This is a genomic window from Viscerimonas tarda, from assembly GCF_054601255.1.
Genome location: NZ_BAAHWV010000006.1, coordinates 131,593 through 150,319, shown reverse-complemented (window position 1 = coordinate 150,319; position 18,727 = coordinate 131,593). Strand labels below are relative to the sequence as shown.

11 protein-coding genes and 1 pseudogene are annotated in these 18,727 nt (G+C 42.5%); 3 read left to right on the top strand and 9 right to left on the bottom strand.

The genetic code is table 11. The features are described 5' to 3' along the window. The 3 genes from ACYPWY_RS04360 to ACYPWY_RS04350 all read left to right on the top strand — a co-directional run. The coding region (locus ACYPWY_RS04360) for a hypothetical protein (protein ID WP_459684207.1) at positions 1-242 on the top strand (242 nt) is incomplete at its 5' end. An 81-nt stretch (positions 243-323) separates the two neighbouring features. Further along, on the top strand, positions 324-1,043 hold the full coding sequence (locus ACYPWY_RS04355) for a sensor histidine kinase (RefSeq protein ID WP_459684206.1): 720 nt from the start codon (positions 324-326) through the stop codon (positions 1,041-1,043). Then, positions 1,036-1,707: a LytR/AlgR family response regulator transcription factor gene (locus ACYPWY_RS04350; protein WP_459684205.1), complete on the top strand. Its 672-nt coding sequence runs from the start codon at positions 1,036-1,038 to the stop codon at positions 1,705-1,707. The genes ACYPWY_RS04355 and ACYPWY_RS04350 overlap by 8 nt, the downstream gene beginning before the upstream one ends. 294 nt (positions 1,708-2,001) lie before the next feature. On the opposite strand, the gene ACYPWY_RS04345 is transcribed toward ACYPWY_RS04350, so the two are convergent. From ACYPWY_RS04345 to ACYPWY_RS04305, 9 genes and pseudogenes are all read right to left on the bottom strand, one after another. Then, a complete protein-coding gene (locus ACYPWY_RS04345) occupies positions 2,002-3,195 on the bottom strand; it encodes a glycoside hydrolase family 88 protein (protein WP_459684204.1) in 1,194 nt (397 codons plus the stop codon). Between the two features lie 13 nt (positions 3,196-3,208). Further along, positions 3,209-4,876 (bottom strand): glycoside hydrolase family 43 protein, encoded by a 1,668-nt coding sequence (locus tag ACYPWY_RS04340; protein WP_459684203.1) that lies wholly within the window; start codon positions 4,874-4,876, stop codon positions 3,209-3,211. Continuing rightward, the gene (locus ACYPWY_RS04335; protein WP_459684202.1) at positions 4,873-7,599 is read right to left on the bottom strand and encodes a heparinase II/III domain-containing protein; all 2,727 of its coding nucleotides are present in this window, start codon (positions 7,597-7,599) and stop codon (positions 4,873-4,875) included. The genes ACYPWY_RS04340 and ACYPWY_RS04335 overlap by 4 nt, the downstream gene beginning before the upstream one ends. A gap of 9 nt (positions 7,600-7,608) precedes the next feature. Then, complete coding sequence (locus ACYPWY_RS04330; protein ID WP_459684211.1) at positions 7,609-10,449, bottom strand: glycoside hydrolase family 97 catalytic domain-containing protein; 2,841 nt, start codon at positions 10,447-10,449, stop codon at positions 7,609-7,611. 42 nt (positions 10,450-10,491) lie between these two features. Continuing rightward, positions 10,492-12,099: pseudogene (locus ACYPWY_RS04325) on the bottom strand (hypothetical protein); the annotation flags it as partial. Then, the gene (locus ACYPWY_RS04320) at positions 12,096-13,493 is read right to left on the bottom strand and encodes a glycosyl hydrolase family 28 protein (protein ID WP_459684201.1); all 1,398 of its coding nucleotides are present in this window, start codon (positions 13,491-13,493) and stop codon (positions 12,096-12,098) included. The gene ACYPWY_RS04320 and the pseudogene ACYPWY_RS04325, both read right to left, overlap by 4 nt. Positions 13,494-13,501: 8 nt before the next feature. Then, the gene (locus ACYPWY_RS04315) at positions 13,502-16,963 is read right to left on the bottom strand and encodes a hypothetical protein (protein WP_459684200.1); all 3,462 of its coding nucleotides are present in this window, start codon (positions 16,961-16,963) and stop codon (positions 13,502-13,504) included. A 9-nt stretch (positions 16,964-16,972) separates the two neighbouring features. Next, positions 16,973-18,430 (bottom strand): alpha-L-fucosidase, encoded by a 1,458-nt coding sequence (locus ACYPWY_RS04310; RefSeq protein ID WP_459684199.1) that lies wholly within the window; start codon positions 18,428-18,430, stop codon positions 16,973-16,975. Positions 18,431-18,433: 3 nt separating this feature from the next. After that, the gene (locus tag ACYPWY_RS04305) at positions 18,434-18,652 is read right to left on the bottom strand and encodes a hypothetical protein (protein ID WP_459684198.1); all 219 of its coding nucleotides are present in this window, start codon (positions 18,650-18,652) and stop codon (positions 18,434-18,436) included. Positions 18,653-18,727 lie beyond the last annotated feature (75 nt).

The window sequence follows — 18,727 nt, the reverse complement described above, 5'->3', positions numbered from 1 at the left end:
TGCAGAACCGCTATGTGATGGAGGGTTGGCTCTTTGCCAACTTCTTGGCAATGATAGCTTACTACAAATTGTATTCGCGCCTGCTGCAAGCCGAACAGTTATCAAAACACTCGCCAAAAGATATTATCGAACTCTCAAAAGCAATTTACAAAATGAAGATAAGAAACCAATGGCGCCTGTCCGAAATCACCCAGAAAACACAGAGGCTGTTCGCCAAAATTCAAATAGACTACCTAAATTAAGCGGAGTTAGGGGTTAAAAACAAAAAGAACTTTATCTGGTTTCTTCTAATCTATGTTATAGCGTTTGTTTTTCCTTTTTTTATGGAGAAATCAAGCATTTTCGGCAATATTTATGCTTTCCTCTCGGTGTTTAAATATTCTTTTTATGCTGTCCTGTTTTATTTGGGTTTCGACTGGTTTAGGAAAAACCTGCAAAACAAGGAGTTGGAAAAGCAAAGCTTGCAGAGCGAACTGGCTTTGCTCAAAAATCAGATTAATCCTCATTTCCTGTTCAATACGCTGAACAATATCGACAGCCTTATCAAAACCAATCCGAATCATGCTTCGCAATCGCTGATTGAATTGTCGGACATGATGCGCTATATGCTTTACGAAACCAGGCCCGAACGGGTTTTGCTCCAAAAAGAGCTTGAGTATATTGAGAATTACATGAAACTGCAAAAACTTCAGTATGCGAATACTCAATTGGTCGAATATTCGGTTTCGGGAAATCCGGCGGACATAAAAGTGGCTCCGATGCTGTTTATTCCGTTTATCGAGAATGCCTTTAAGCATTGCACCGATAAGGATAAGAAACAGGCCATTCGTTTTTCTTTCAATATTATCAACAAGCGAATTTGTTTTCAATCGAGCAATATTTCGGACGACAATCATCCGATTTCCAGCGATTCATCCAGTGGAATCGGCTTGGATACAGTCAAGCGCCGCCTGGAAATTCTTTATCCAAATAAATATTCTTTGCAGATTGACAAAAAGAATGATTTATTTTGTATCTCGTTAATTATAGATGCCGATGATTAATTGTATTATTGTTGAAGATACCCCTCTGGCAGTTGAAAAGTTGGACAGGTTTATCCGGCAGGTTCCTCTGTTGAATTTATTGGCTTCGTTCGACAACGGAATCGAAGCCATCTCTTTTATGCAAACACAGAAAGTCGATTTGGTTTTTCTCGATATTCAGATGGAACAGTTCACGGGTTTGCAATTTTTGGAGGCTGTGCAGTTTCCGCCCAAAATTATCATTGTTTCGGCTTACAGCGAATATGCCATACATGGTTTTGAGCATAACGTTACCGACTATTTGCTAAAGCCCTATTCCTTCGAGCGTTTTCTGAAAGCCATAGACAAGGTGCAAGCCGACTTAGCCCTGAAATCGCCCAAGACCTACCTGTTTGTGAAAACCGAATACCGGATGGAACGGATTGATTTCTGCGACATACTTTATATTGAAGGGATGGGCGCGTATTTGCGTATTGTAACCAATCGCGCCAAAATAATGACCCTTCAAACATTTTCCCAACTGGAAAAACTGTTGCCTTCCGAGCATTTTCAGCGCATACACAAATCGTTTATTGTTTCCCTGAACAAAATAGAAAGCATCGAACGCAATGTGGTAAAAATTGGAGGACAACGAATCCCGATCGGGAAAAATTATCAAGACGAGTTTTATAAAAAGCTCGAATGATGTTGACGTTACTAGAATCGTGCCAAGCCGCGGCCAAAAACTTTGAACCCAAAACAAATCAAGGGACCACTTTCCCAGGCAATCCCTTGACATATTCATATTCATATTTAATATCCATATTTAATAAACAATTTAATTAGACTGATTTCTCTTAGCACTTGCATGTCAGGATATTTATATGGAAGCCCCTCCAACCTACCCGTAGGGGAGGCTTTTTTGATCCCCCCTACGGGGCAGCAGAGGGCTGAGGCTCATCAGACTTGATTTAGCCAATGACTTTCATTTGTATCTCTTTTACTTCGTTTGATTTTTATACCTCGTCAACGCCTCAATATAATAATAATCCGCATAATTAATCGAGGCGTCTATTTCCGAACCGGCGGGATGATGCCCTGTTGAATGGAGCAAGAAGGAGGGCTTGCTTTCCCGGCTTTGATACTTGCCGGACGAAAGTTCTTCCAACATTTTTACGGCGAAAGTTTTATACTCCTCTCCTTTTTCCCGGTTATTTTCCAATTGCGACAGTTCGAGTAAAGCCGAGGCTACAATCGCTGCTGCCGAGGCGTCTTTGGGTGCATTGGGGATGTTCGGGTCATCAAAATCCCAATAAGGAACAGGGTCGTTTTCAGGCAAGCGACTCAGATAAAGGTCGGTTATCTTTTCGGCAAAACGCAGGAATTTTTTATCTTGTGTTTCGCGGTAAACCATCGTATAACCATAGATTGCCCATGCCTGTCCCCTCGCCCACAACGAACTGTCGGCATAGCCCTGATGGGTTACGCCTTTGATAAAATGACCGTCAATGGTGTCATATACCGCTACGTGATAACAGCCGCCGTCTTCGCGAAAATGGTGTTGCATGGTAACTTCGGCATGTTGGGTAGCAATGTCATACAGTTTTTTATCGCCACCGTTTTTGGATGCCCAATACAGCATTTCCAAATTTATCATATTGTCCATGATGGTATTGTGTGGCCAGTTGCGTGGCTTCACTTCCCGCGGCCAGGAAAGTATTGTTCCCACTTTGGGGTTGAATAATGTCGCCAAGGTATCGGCGGCATTCAGAATAATTTGTTTGTAGGTTTCGTTTCCGGTCAGGCGGTAAGCATTGCCATAACTTGTGAACATCTGAAATCCCAAATCGTGGTCGTAAGCCGGAGATTTTGTCAAGGGTTCCAGTAATTCGGTATAAGCAATGGCTTGCTTTTTTATTTCTTCCGATTGGGTATTTTCATAGTCATACCAAAGTATTCCGGGCCAAAAGCCAACTGTCCATTCGCCGATTCCAACAGGAACTAATTTCCAGGTCGTCAGGCTGTCCATGATGTTGCGCGGCATTTGGTTTTTGCCTTCAATTTCGATTAAAGTCCTTTGAATTTGCGTATCGCAATATGCCAATTCTTTGTTTACGTCCAATACTTGAACTTGCTGTTTGCAACAAGAAGCAATTAATAACGCCATTCCTAAAAACACAGTCATTTGTTTCATTTCTTTCTAATTTTTATTTTTCTACTCTAAACCAATCAATATCGGCCCACGACCGGCCACTTTCGGGTGTTTTATTCAAGATAAACAGTCCCATTTTTGCTCCTATCCATTTTCCTTGCCGCGCCTTGAATTGTTCGCCGAAAGCTTGAAATTTCTTGCCATCGGAACTGTACGAAAAGCGGCAAATACCATCTTCTTTAACGCTTAGGCGAAAGTATATTTCCACATCTTCCACACGGGTTTGATAGAGGTATTTCTCTTTGATATTCGGATTCTTCAAAATTTGTTCTGCCAATTTCTTTTCCGGCGTTTTTTGTTCTGCATCCCGGCAGGCAACCTGTTCCAATAAATAATCGTTCCCTTTCTTGGATATGGAAATATAGGAATAATCCCATCCCATGATTATCAAACCTACTTTATCTCCATCGTTCAGCAAAATGGTATTGATTTTTGCTGTTGCCATAAATTCGGGAGCGGTAAGTTTTTGCATCAATAAATTAGGAATTTCCCACATATTAGTGTGGTTATCCGAATAATATTGACCATACAAACGAAGATAGCCGTTGGCAGAAGGAAATCCCCAACTTTGTTGCGGATTGGCGTGCCATTGCCATTGCAAACCTAAATTTGCGGTGTTAAATTCATCACTTTCGACGGGTGTCTCCATTGGATAAGTTTTGCCGACATTCGGTTTTTTGTATGTGAGTACCGGCTCGCCACAATAATCCTTGTCATTGATGCCCATTACCGGCCAACCGTCTTTCCATGTAACAGGTTGCAAATGAATAATTCGTCCATAAGCGCCCTTATCCTGAAAGTGCAAAAACCACCATTCACCGGTCTGAGTTTCCACCAATCCTCCTTGATGCGGGCCGTTGATAGTGGTTTTTCCTTGTGCCAATACCCGTTTCACCTCATACGGTCCCTTGACATTTTTAGAACGGAGCGCCAGTTGCCAGCCGTTTTCAACACCTCCTGCCGGAGCCAGAATGTAATAATAGCCGTCTTTCTTATAGAATTTTCCGCCTTCAACCGTATGATTAACGCCATCATTTCCGTCAAAGACCAAGGCTTCCTGTCCGGCAACTTTTGTTCCGCTGGCATCCAATTCGCAAACCGTCAATACACTATTCAGCTTAGCGCGACTTCCCGCCCAGGCATGTACCAGATATACTTTTTCATCCTCATCGAATAACGGGCTGGGATCTATCAACCCTTTTCCGGCTTTAACCAAAACCGGCTTATCCCATTTACCCCGAATATCTTTCGTTTTTACGACATAAATGCCGAAATCGGGGTCGCCCCAATATATCAGGTATTCGCCGTTGTGGTAGCGGATGCAAGGCGCCCAAACGCCTTTTCCATGTTGTGGCTTATCAAAGAAGCAGGCAGGTTCAACGCCTTCCATCTTCAAATCAGTCAAAGCATAATTAACTATTTTCCAATTGATTAAATCCTTTGAATGAAGAATAGGCAGGCCCGGAACGCAGTTGAAACTGGAAGCCGTCATGTAGTAATCATCCCCCAGCCTTATTACATCGGGGTCGGAATAATCGGCATATAAGATGGGATTTTTATACCTCCCGTTCCTTTGGTCAGGTACCCAGACTGACGGTTTATAGGTCTGACTGTTTGCCATACAACTAATCAGCAAACTTATTATTAATAAATTTATTCTCATAATGTTATCTCTTGAAAAGCTGTTGAAGGCATTGTCCTTTTTTTATTTTTAGCGTTTGTAATTGTTACCTGAGCATCGCAGGAGAAATAATATTCCCCGTTTTTGTATTGCAAAACGGCATTTGTCTTTTCTGTTGCCGTAATAGTAAATCCATTGGCCGACAGGCTGGTTCCATTACCCAGAAATAGCATAAAATCTTTGCCTTGTGTGCTAATTAGTGCGTATGTAGCCTTTGCCGAAAACTGATTATATGCTACATTTTCGTCTTTTGTGGACGAAAAGATATAATCTGTTTTTCCTTGTTTGCTTTTCACAATCAGACCAACAAAATCAGATGAAGCATTTTTCACTTCAAATGATTCTATGGACAGGATGGATTTTCCTTCCTTTTCGGTGGTCGGTTCAAAAATGCTAACGAAAGGACGATTCCACGCCTCTCCGTGTTGGCGGGCGGCAATGGTCAGAAAGGGTTCTTTTTCCACTTTGTAGGGAATGCCGTGTTTGTCGCGATAGGCTTCTGCAGGAGGCGCTTTGATGGAAAATATTTCACGTCCCTGATAGCCTTTCATCCACAGATTCATGTAGATATGATTTCCGTTCGGCATACTCATTTTCCATATTGCCTGATAATCTTCATCGGTTTTTGCCGATTGTTTGTCCCACATATAATCAAGGGCAAAAAGATGTCCGCCGGCAAAAGCCATATCTTCGCTTGCTTGCAAGTCCAGGGCTTCCCCTTTTGTGTTTTGAATAAAAAGTTCCTGTCCTAAGTTGTGATAGAAATAATCGTGAAACTTATCGCCTTTACGTTGCTTTTTTGAGCGGAAAATGTCGATATAATAACCGCTTGTTTCGCCGGTGCGGACAATGCTCAAAAAACGGTTTTGGTCGCTTTGACTTTCCGGTTCCAGAAAATAGACATCCGAAAAAGTAATATCCTGATAATAACCGTCTTTTTGTTCAGGCTGCGGATAACAACTGAGCAAGTCGAAAGCATGATGACTCAGCATTTCGGGATAAGAAGACATACCATCCACCATTACCGTGTTGTGCGCCGGAAATTGTGAATAATATTCTTTGTAGGGTGGTTGGAAATAAGTGGACCCGAGACCCGATTCTGCCCCCAATACATAGCCTTTTCCATATAATTCGATGGAAACGCCGTTGGCATGGCTGTGATTGCCTAAGGATGCAACTTGGGAAATCATTAATCCCTTGTCTTTATCATTGTACTTATTGCGTTGCACGAACCAACTGACATTGGGCGCATAGAATGTTTGCGTAACAAAATCCGACAAATTCCCCTTTTCTATTTTATCATTTAACACTAAGGGTTTGCCTGTAAAAAAGGAGGCTATTTGTGGCGATAATTTTTGTGAGTTTTCTTTCTGTTGTCCGGCATCAAATAGTTTATACATTTTGGTAAACAGAATTTCGGTTTCTTTATCGTTGTATTTTTGAGCAATACGCACCATATCACTGAATGCTTCCGTATTTATTCCGCTGTAATGTGTATCGCCAAAAGCGGTAATCAGATGGTTGGGAAACAGGTATTGCGGCAACATTCTGACGGCTGTTTTCATCACCGGAACATAAGGCAATAGATTTTGATTGAATGTATTGTCATAATCGCGGATGAAATTCGTTAAATCCCTCGTTACTCCTTGCGAATAACCGGGACATTCCGCCCAGACGCCGGTATTTTTATCGTAGCCATAATCCATGAATTTTGTCAACGACCATTGACGGGGAGATGTTTTATTCAGAATATAGTCGATATAATATGCACGTCCTTTGCTGTCGGCATAGTTTTTATTGTCTTCCAGCGCCATTGCCACTTTCAGGATAAATTTTGCCTGATGCAGGTTCCAATTGTTTTGCGGAACACCATTTTTGATGGATATATCTATCCATTTTTTGAGTGTGGCGCCGTATTTTTCCGGTTTATCCGAATGCTTTTTTTGAATGTAATTGTACAGAAAATCGTAGGTGTAAGCTAATTCGTTGAGGATACGTTCCTGAATAACTTCAAAAGTGGATAATCCGACCAAAGTTTGGGCGTGGCTGTTGTTCAGGTCTATGGGTTCATTGCGGTAATACATTCCCATCATGTAGGTGTCGAAAATGTCGAAAGCGAATCGAGCGTATTTTTCGTCATCGGTGAGCCAATAAACAAAAGCCGCGTCTTTGGCAAAACCCATTATCTGCTCGTTGATGCCTTCAATACCCGAAGCATTGGACTGTTCGCCCCATTCAAGCGGATTTCCTTCTTTCTTTGAATTATGAAAGAAAACGCCTTTGGTATCATCCATATAGGGAATAATATCTTCTATTTTCGGACGAGAATATACAGTAGCCTGTCCGCGTGTACTTCCGAAGCGGACGGTTGGAAGGGGCGCCTCACCGTCGGCATGAGAATAAACGCCGCCTTTGATATAGACATTGGTCGCTCTACTTTTCCAATACATCATCAACCGCGAAAGCATCCAATCGGGCTGACTTTGTACTTTCTCGATATAGGGATTGATACGTTTTGTAATACCTTGCATCACTTCTTGCGCCCAAACTTCATTTTTCAATTGCTCTTGTAGCGCTCCCTTATCTTGTGCTTTTGCCAGCAAACGGGGATGTCCTTGCGGAAGATTTTCCGGTAAGGGAATATTTTGTCCGTTGGCGAGGACGCAAATAAGAAGGCTTATTAAAAATAAGTATATCTTTCTCATTTCTTGTGATTATAAAATTGTATTCTTTTTATATGCTTTGTATTGTTTCAAATCTTCTTTTGTTGCAGGCGAAAGCCGGATAGCGCAGCCGTCTCTTTCTTTCAACAGGAATGGGAGCAGGGTGGTATTATCCACTATCACTGTGGTTATTTTCACCTTCGTTGAAGTCTGTAGTCTCTCATCGGTATTGTAAATATGTGCCACATACTTTTGTCCATTCTTGAGAAAATTGAGCGATGTTGTTATTTTTCGGGCATCGTTGTTTCCTATCGTACCAACAAACCAATCTTCGTTGTTGCGGCGGGCAATCGTTACATATTCTCCTATCTTGTCATGAATCACTTGGGTCTCGTCCCATGTAACCGGCGCCTTATCAAAAAAATCCAATTCGGGAACATCTTCTATTCGTGCGGGAGTATCGTACCAGTAGAGCGTTTGCAAGGGGCTGTAAAAAACGACTGGAAGCGCCAACTGGTGGGCATGTGTATTTTTGATGCGCGGGTCGAAATAACAGACCGTATAATCGGCAGCGCCTGCAATCATGCGGGTAAAAGGAAGCGTTGTGTTGTGAGTGGCATCGGGAAATTCTTCGTTCCCCCGAATGCCTTCTTGCGTCAATAAGTTGGGATAAGTCCGGCTGAAACCTGTCGGGCGGTATTCGTCGTGGATATTGACCATCAGATGATTGTCGGCGGCTTTTTTAACCAAATCGTGTACCCAGGTTGCCCAGCCTTGCGTTTTGAATTGCACGAAACCGAATTTGACCCCTGCTATACCCCATTCTTTATAAATCGGAAATATTCTGTCCGCCTGATATTGCAGGGCATGTTGGTTGACATATAGCCAAACACCGATTCCTTTGGATTTTCCGTAAGCAACCACTTCTTTCATATCCAAACCGGGGATAACAACCCTGCTTGCATCCGAATTAAAATCGAAAGAAGGACCATACCATTTCCAGTCAAACAAGATGTATTGCATATGGTGGTTGGCACAAAAATCAATACAATCTTTAGCGTTAAGAGTAGTCAGGGTAGTTTCTCTCATAATTTTTCCTGGTTTTATCCAATCTGCATCAACAATCTTATTGACATCATTCAGGTTCAATAAAATATCATTGTTTTCGAGCAACTGACCTAAGCGATTGGATGCCATAACAACTCGCCAAGGTGTTCCGAATGGTGTTACCATATCCGAACTTCCATATAAAGATGTTTGAATGGTATTTTTTTTATCATTCGAAAGTTTGAATGCGGTTTTTGGAAAATCTGTCTGCTTAGCCTCTGTGATGCAGGCATACAGATTATCTGAAAGTTTCAGGGTCAAAGGACGTTCACTTTCATCTTCCCAATCTTTCAACGGCTGCTCATAATACGGCGCTTGCGCCCATTGTGTCCACCAAGCGGTTGTTCCCTCAGGCATCGTAAATTCAGTATTTTCAGATATTACTTTATGATAAATGGCTTCGGGGTGCATCGGGAAAGAATAACGGAAAGCAATACCTTCATTATAGGCGCGTACTTCGATGTTCATTTTATAGCCGGAATTATCACGGCGGGAGAAATGAATCGTTGCGGCATTGTAATTGTCTTTTATTTCGGAACGTTCGCCATATAAAGGTTTCCATGTTTCGTTGTGTGAAGCGGTTTCGACTTTATCGAAAACCATTAAATCGTTCCAATTTTTGGGTTGCTTCCAAAATTTAGCCAAAGCACGTTCCCAAATATGATTGTCCAATTGAATATCTAATTTCGATTCCAGAACAAGCGGCTGGCTATCAAAATCTATCTTGTAAAACTGTTCCAATGTTCCGTTGGCATTTTTCTTTTGATAGAAAGTAAAAACCTGCTTGCCATCAGGCGAAGACACCGTGGTCTCTGTTTCTTTCAGTACGGTTGGAGCAAGTGCGTTTCTAACCATTTTGACCAATTCGGGGCTTGAATAAAAAGAGGAAAAGCCATCGGCATTTGCTTTGTGCACATTTACTTTCGCCAGAAAAAAGCCATAGATATTATTTTTCTTGTCAATCCAAGAATAGGCGCCGGCCCAACCGGGACTGCTGATTAAGACTGCTTCTCCGTTTTCATCAATTTCTTCGCGCCATTCGCCTAAGCCATAAATACCCTTATGAATGTTTTGCCGGGCATTCATCACATATTCGGGCTGATGAACAAGGGCTTGTTTGACTTGGTCGGCTTGCATTTCACGGATAGACTCTTCCGAAAGGATTCGTTGTTCTTGAAAAACGCCACGATTGAAAATCATATTCAAAAAGTTCATATAATCGGGAGCAGAAGTATAAGCGCTTCCACCCAACATTGGGCTAAATCCGCTTTCTTGACTGACCGGTGTAAAATGCGTGTATCGCATTTGCAAGGGCTGAGCAATTTTTTCTTGAAAAAGGGTTTCCCAGTCTTTTCCGGTAGCAATTTCCGCCATTCGTCCGGCTACCTGCATGGCTAATCCGCCGTATCTGAATTTAGTTCCGGGTAAAGTATCGGCAGGAAGATTCACTATGTGTTTTACCGATTCTTCCAATGTTTGATAATCATCACGATGCCTGTTTTCGGGTTGGTAATCGGGGTATCCGGAAGTGTGCGACAATAGTTGACGCAAACTTGCTTCGCCTTTTATATCTTTAAACTCGGGAAGATATTTTTTGACTTTATCGTCCCACGATAGTTTTCTGTCATCCACAACGGCAGCAATTGTGGCTGCGGCCAGCCATTTTCCGGCAGAAGCGATATGCAAAACCGTTTCGGGAGTATGATTGCCCAGTAAGGCCGAATAGATGATTCGATTGTCTTTGGCAATCATTAAAGAGGCTCCATCGTAATAAGCGCTGTCCACCCAACTCGTAATTTTTTTTTCAAGCGAAGAAAAATCCTGTTGAGTAATATAAAAGCTTCGTTCTACGGGTGCGGCAGTTTGAATTTTTTCGCCAACAGCCCGTCCATATTGCCAGGCAACAACAGTTACTTTCAGCGGAAACTTGGCTTTTGGCGGTATTTTTGTGAAGATAATTCTATTTCCTTCTACCTCAGCCGGTCCTTCTTTCAGATAGTAATAAACCGGCAATCCGCTGTCGGATGTGGCATTCAATGCAATAGATTCTGTTCCTGCCACTACGCTTCCCAATGTCGGAAATGAGATATGTTGTTCTTTGCCTTCCGTATTTTTATGAGGAATATGGAGATTGAGCTGTTGAACGGTACTTTTGTAAACAGCATCGCCATTATGGCGAGCAATTAACCATATATCTCCGGTTCGTTTCCGATTGTTCAGTCCCATGCGGTAAAAGCGGACGGTAAATGTGCTGTCGTTTATTTTTTCGATAGGGCCACAGATGCGGTCAATACTAATTGTCCCTTGATTTGAATGATTGGAAACAAGTTTGTGTCTTAATGAATCTGTAAATGTTGCCGAAATATGAAAAGTAAGTCCATCGTTTTCCGGCTCAAACCTGGCATTGATGCGTGCATGTAGTTTTTCGTTAAATGACAGCAGTTCGTTGTTTTGCATAAAACTGATGTATTGGCTTTTTTTCCCTCGCGCTACGGCATAGAAGTTTTCGGTTTCGGTTGCCATTTCCTTGTCAAAATACCAGAAAGCGGTCGATTTATCGCCTTTGTATTGATGATAAGGTGCGGCTTTTGCCGAGGGGGGCGTTTGTTCGGGATGCCAACGGTCGGCAAGCCAGCCGGAAGCCGGATCAATGGGTTTTAGTTTTACCGGTTTATCCAATGGCGTTTCTGTGGGCAAACGATAATATGCTGCTTTCTTGACAAATAACGCCAAATATTTGACCATGCTGTCCGAATAGTCAAAATGTCCGTGTCCTGCATCTGCTAATAATGAAACAGGCGATTGTGGATGCTTGTTTTTATAAGCAAAAGCCGGAGTTAGGCGGTCCTCCCACCATTCATATTCGCCCATAACCATCAAGCCGGGAATACCGTCTGTTGTGCGATTTTCCCAATCCAAATTCGGACGACCGCAACCGGTGAGGTTGGTCTGAGGAGCATCGCCGTGAACAGAAAGTATTGCCAATGTTTTGTCGGGATTCCATGCGGCGTAGTTCCATGGATAAGTGGCATAAGCCGAGTGTCCGATAGGTACAACAGGTGCATACTTTATTTCGGAATAACCCGATACCTCGGCCAATGTGTATAGAATTTCATCAAAAGCTGTTTGGTCTCCTTTGGTTACATCAAATAATTGACCGAATCCGGGTGTTACCCAAATTTCGGCAAAGCCAATTTCAGCCATTGTTTTTCGGAATTCCTTGTGTTCAAAAATACCTTCTTCCTGCATATTGTGCATACCAACAACGATGCCATTAACCTGTTTACAGTCAGATGGCGCCCACAAGAAAGCACGTGGATGGTCATTTGTTTCTCCCGAAATTTCGTTTGTAATTGCTGCCGACCACTGCCATTCGGCTGCCGACAGGTTTAAAAATAGAAACAACAAGCATAATACAAAACCTGTTTTTTTCATAATCGTATTTTGATGTTTTTAGTAAATTTACCAATCTTAATATTTCCCTCATCCAACGATTTGATTTTCTTTCCGTTAATCACAATATTATCAAAAACTACGTTCTCAACATTATTGGCATCACTGAATCCTTCGATAATGGAGGGATTTTCACCTTCGCCGTTGTAGAAAATATCTTTGAATGTAACATTTCTGATTTTTCTGCCCGGCCCCGTACTGTATTTTTCGTTATACAAAACCCGAATGCTCAGCAGTTGTCCTTCTTGAATATCCTCAATACGCACATTTTCAAACATAACTTCCTGAATCAGATTATGGTCGGATTCACTGAATGCCATGCATCCCTGATAATCAGGGTCATCTTCGTCATGCTCTAAAATGTCAATATCCGAAAAATGTAGATTTTCGATAGTATTGCCTTCGATAGATGTGTCTCCATGCAATCCGATATTGATAGGATGTGCAACGTCTGCCCACAGGATAGCCCGGCTTATTTTGTAATTGCGGACATCGCCATAATAATTCCACCGGTGTGCATATATGGCAATGCAATCATCCGAATTGCGCATAAAAATATCGTCAATTGTTACCTCCGAACAACTCATCAAGTCTATTCCGTCACTCCAACCCTTATTGCTGAATGATTTGAGATTATGAATTTTCAAACCGACCGATTGTCCCCCGTAAACAGTATAATGAGCGGGATTAATGACGGTTATTCCATCAATTTCTATATTTTTTGAATGGGTAAGTTCAAATCCTCGTTGAGGTTCCATGATGATACCTCGCCCAATAAACCGCACATTTTCTACGTTGTTGCAAACAAATTTTCCTTGAATAACGGCTCCGGGAGCTAAATAAACCGTTGTATTTGACGATATATTGAAACTGTTTCCGGGTGCATCAGCCGGTTTATGCACTCCTGCACCGAAATACAAGACATCAGGGGCATCGCGTGATGGAACTTCTTTTTCCAATTCATTGGCAAAAATATGCAGATTGTGCAATCGGTCGCCATTTACTTCGAGCGATAATTTGGCTGGCTTGTCTAACGTAAAATAGATATTATTTCCCGAAACAGAATGTTTTATGTTTTCATTCAACGGACGAATCTTCACATCATGAATGATTCCGTTATTTACTCTCACTCTCAGTTCAACTTTTCCTTCAAAATCAAATTGAACCATGGAGGCATCCGAGTTGGTATCTAAATCCACTCTGACCAAATACTCGAATAAGTCTAACCATTCCTTGTTCGGAGTACGAACTTGTACGGTAAAATCGTCATTATGCTTGGAATATATGAGTTCCTTCGGCGCCGGATGCAGTACGATTTTTTGTGCTTGCACCGGTATAATGCATAGAAATAGAGCAACCCAAATTAATATTTTCATATATGCTTTTATTTAATAGTAACTTCTTCAAAAATAGCGTTTGGTGTATTTGCGGCGCCAACTCCTGCATAAACACTCAGGGGAAAAGGCGTAAATAAATCGGCGATTTTCTCCCAGTTTTGCCCATCTTTAGACATGTATCCTGCGATGATGTGGTTGTCGGCCTGACGAACCAATTTCAGCCAGGGATATTGCCAAATTGTTTGAGTAATTAGGGAGTAACTGAACGGACTTATCTTGTGATTGGTATATTCGCGCCGGGAATCTTTTGTCCGGTTCTGAAACAGGATATTGCCAAACTTGTCGCAACCCAAAAAGATGTAGCGGGTATCTGCCGATAAGCGGTCGCGCAACATCAATCCGCTCATCTGACCGTTGGAGGGGAACAGTTTTGCGCTTATCTCCGCATCTCCATGCACTACCGTATTGACAAACAGAAACGAATCTTCGATATTCCGCGTATCAATCATGTAATCGTCTCCTTCGCCCAAGCCTTTCCCTTCATCGGTTTGAATCGTGATTTTCGTGCCTTCCACTTTTGCTCTTCCCCTGCTGATACCTATTTTATCATCACGCCACTCTAAGGAGGTGTTGCTTTCAATCGTAGGGTTGTTTAATTCAACTTTCGCCCGGTAAGAATCCCAGGATTGCCCCTTATCATTCACGGCAACCACCTTGTAATAGAGGGTCGTTCCGTTTTTTGCATTTTCATCCGTAAAATAATCGCCTTTAATATCTTTGGCAACAATTTCGTAGTTGCCGTTTTCTTCCGGCGAACGCTTGAGGATATACGATTTGGCGCCTGAAGCCGATTTCCAGTTGATTACCGCCCGGTTGTTTCCTGCCAATGCCGCTACAAAATCAACAGGATAAGGTTTGCTATTTGTATTGGATGCCTTATCTAATTTCAATACGAATGCCGAACGAGCCTGTATGGTAATTTTACCTTGCTTTACCGGCAACATCTTTCCGGAAACCAGGTCTAATACTTGCTTTTTCCTATACGCACCGGGTAGTTCTACTTCAAAACTCTGTTCGTTTCCGTACTCTGAGCGGGTTGTGTTGAAGACGAATAAATAGTCGCCATACTGCGCTTCGAGGTAATCGGGATAGGCAGAATACGGATTATCGACTTCAAAATTTTCGCGGACAATTTTGCCTACTCCCGGTTGATAGGTAATCGGGCATATTTCGCCGGAAAGAGCCAGCGGAGGCGTTTGAAAAATATACTTTATATCCGTCATGAAATCAACATCCGGGCTATTCATCCGCAGGTAATAATCCTGATATTGGAACTTTGCCCGCGTGGCAACCTGAACAATCTGGTCGTAATTTTTATATTGAGCATGGATTTTCCCGTTGCCGGCAAAAGCCCTGTTCAGCATGTTAAACACACCCGAAATCACAGTTTCTCCATCTCTGACGCAAGCCATCATATCGTCCACATCCACCCATGCAAACTGTTTATAATCGGAGGGTTGTATTTTCAATTTAGTTACTTCGCCGGGCGTATAATAATCGAAATCGGTCAGCGGGTGCACTTTCCCTGCTTCCACTTGTCCGAAGCGGTCGTATCCGGCTCGTTTGGCTGTGATATATTCATACGTTTCGGGCAAGTAGAAATCATATTTTCCTACATTTATAATTCCGCCCCGATTGTTCCTTGAAAAGAATTGCCTGTCCATCAATTGCTGTTGTGCAAAGCCCACCGCTTCGGCGGCATATTCCCAACAGGTGTTCCATTGCGGAGAAGCATAACGCTCGGGGTGAGCAGCCATATAGTGTTCCAGCGAAGCATAGTGCATGGCCTTTGCCGTACTGACGCGTGTGGCATAGGCGTACATCCCCGGATAAGCGGCGTTGCGTTCGTCCAATACCTGTTGCATCCGCATAATCCGTTTTCCCCTCTCATCCAACGAGGTATAGCGGGTAAAGCTGCGGGCGTGAAGATTTTGCAACGCCAATTTCAATATATCATCATTCAGCGCCTCATCGCCAGGGTGGTTGAGCGTCCGGTAAAACCATTCGGGCAGGTAGTTTGGCGTTTCGCCGTAATTTCCTACATAGCCGTTTTCGCGTGTCAGACCTGCCTGAGTGATTCCCGTATAGTGTTTCCCATAAGGAAGCCGCCGCACGATATTGCCTGATGCATCCAATTTGCTTTTTGCTTTTCCTTTTGCCACCACTTGAAGGAAATCGTCGGTAAAAAAGGCTTGCCAGTCGTGGTAAAACAAGGAATGATACAGGTCTAAATCCCGGCCATCGGCGCTCACGAGTACTTCTTCGCCCAAAAACGGACCGATTCCCAAGGCTGTTCTCAATATCTGATGGCTTCTTTCTTTGCCTTCGTAAAAATCCGAGCCGATGATGCGCAGCCCTTCGTGCGCTTTCCAGGCGCCTTCGTAGGTGTAATATACCTGATTGTAGATGTAGGACAGGCGGGCGCGGGCAAAATCGAAATTGGCTTTCAAGGCGCGTTCCCAAGCTTCTTTCCTGTTTAATTCGTTTCCGTTCCAATCCAAGCCTGCCAGCGAGAATTTATCTTCAACCGTGTTGGTAACAAACGATTCATTCAACAAACGATTGAAAGCCGCTTTTCCCAACACCGTGTCGTCGGCAATAAGCGGTTCTACGATGTATAGCACATCGCCCAACGCGCCCAGATAGCCACCCCAATCGCCTTGATGTCCGCCGTGTACCACCAAGCGCGTATCGGCATAGTAATCTTTCACATAATTGTCAATTACCTGAAATATACGCAATAAGGCTCTTTTCTTTTCGGCATTTGTTTGTGCCGGCGACCAAGTTTGCATTAAAACCGATGCATAATACCGGAGGTCGTCTCTGTATTTTTCGATGGATATTTTGGCATCAGGGCTTTTATCCAGTCTATCCGAAAAAGCATTGAAATCGTCCAGTTGCTTTTGGCGGTGAGCTTGCAACCACTCTTGCTTCTCCACTTCGGGAATGTCCTCGGCAAGAATGGCATTTTTATCGCTAAGATTCAGTTCGCCTTGTTGCTCGTTGGAAACATCAATGCAGGGATTGATATGTGAATAGGCTTGGTAAATTTTTCGCTTTTCTCTTTGTCTGCTGCTCAGCGATTTGATGGTAATTTCCACCGATTCTTTTCCTTTCGTCATCGAATACGGCAGCATAATGGTGGAATAGAAAAACCGGTCGGGCAAGGGATTACTGTATCCCCGGTTGATGGGGGCATAATCGCCGTGCCTTTGATAACCGATTTGTTTTCCGTCAATCCAAACAACATTCACCTCGTTGCTGGTGTCGGAACCCCCAAATTTCAAACTGAAATAGTTCTGAAACAGGGGGCTGACTTTTATATTGAATACCAAATCTTTGTTATCGAATTCTCTGTCGCTCAACGCAATAACCTCTGTATTTTGTGCTTGTGCATAATAGCAAGAAACTATTGTCAACAGAAAAATGATAATTTTATTTTTGCTCATAATAGATGATTACTTCACTACATTTTTATTTAATTCGATGGCAATAATCTGAATCTCATTATCTTTTCTATCAAATCCTGAAATGCTTATTTCGCCGGTATTGTTCTGCTTTGCTTTCAGTCGTTTTTTATCGTCAACGAGGTATGCTTTTACTACTTTCCGGCCTTTATCCACAGCCGACAATGTGAATGTATTTTCATTGTAGCCCTCTAACAGATATACATAAATTGTATTTCCTTTGTAGGCAAATCCATATTGTCCGTCTTTGGGATTCCATGGGCCGCCACGTGTGCCGTAAACGGCCTCTCCGACTTTTTCGAGCCATTGTCCGGTCTTTAGCAGTTCGTTGACAATAGGTTTAGGGATAACTCCATGTCTATCGGGACCCACATTGATAAGCAGCGTGATATTTCGGATAACGCAATCGGCTAGCATCCGGTTGATTGCGCGGCTTTTCATCACTTTTGCACTGTCTTCCATCACGGGGGTGTAGCCCCAAGCTGACACCAAAGGCATGCATTTTTCCCACACCTCTTCGTTGCGGACATTGCCGGTTACGGCATGTGGCCCTTCTTCCGATTTGAAATCACCCATCCAGCCCGACCGTGGATTAACAAGTATATCCGGTTGATATTTGCGCACCATACCCATTAAGCCCAAGGGTTTCCCGGTGTACTCTTCTATGTCTTGAAAATAAGGATTTATAGGCCATTCATTGCCGGAGTCGAGGTATTTGCCCGATTCCCAGAAGTAAGCAGCATCGGCATCGCTACCTTGTTGCGCCAGCCAACCGCCATCCCAAAAAATTTGGTCTATCTTTCCATATTTAGTCATTAATTCTTTTACCTGACAATACAATTCTTCCTTCATCAAGCGTGCATTTTCCTTGTGGGAGAAATCGGTGGTATATCCAAATTTATTCTTTTTACAATCCTTGCCTGTTACATCATAATAACCAGGGAAACGCCAATTGATAAGGGTTTTATAAAGTCCTACTTTCAAATCGTATTTGCGGCAGGCATCCACATACTCTTTCACAAAATCTCGGTTGTGGGTTTGTTTACTCGTAAAAGCATTCATATAACTGCTTTCAAAAAGCGCATACCCATCGTGGTGTTGTGTTACGAAGTTCATATATTTCATCCCTGAGGCTTTGGCTATTCTGGCCCACTCTTCGGCATCAAATTTGTCGGCGGCAAAATACTCATTTCCACTTTCAGGATAGGCTAATTTACGGTATTCTTCCGGCGAGATTCCCTTGTTTTCCATATACCATTCTCCCTTTCCGGGGCCGGCATATAAGCCCCAATGGATGAACATACCATACTTGGCATCCAACATCCAATTCATCTTTTCTATGGGTTGTTGCGTAATACCATATTCTGTTTTTTTCTGTGCATAATTTACGAGACTGCAGCAACACATTATTGCCAGCAGCATTGTTTTTTTTAATTGCTTATTTTTCATTTCTTAAATGATGTTTTTTATTTTGTATTTAACTATAAAATCTTCCCATGACAATTCAGGAGCCAACTCCCCCATATTCCAGTTAATCAGATTGAAAAAAGACACTTCATTCTGAAAATATTGGAAGTTTTCTTCTGAAAATTCTATCCATCCGGCAACAATTTCATCCTCCGCAGGGGTCGTTTTTCCGGCAATAAATCGATATAATAATTCGTCGTTCATATTGTTCGCTTTTACATAATACGAATGAGATAATAAAATTCCCCGAATATAGTCCTTTTTTTATTTTCGATATAT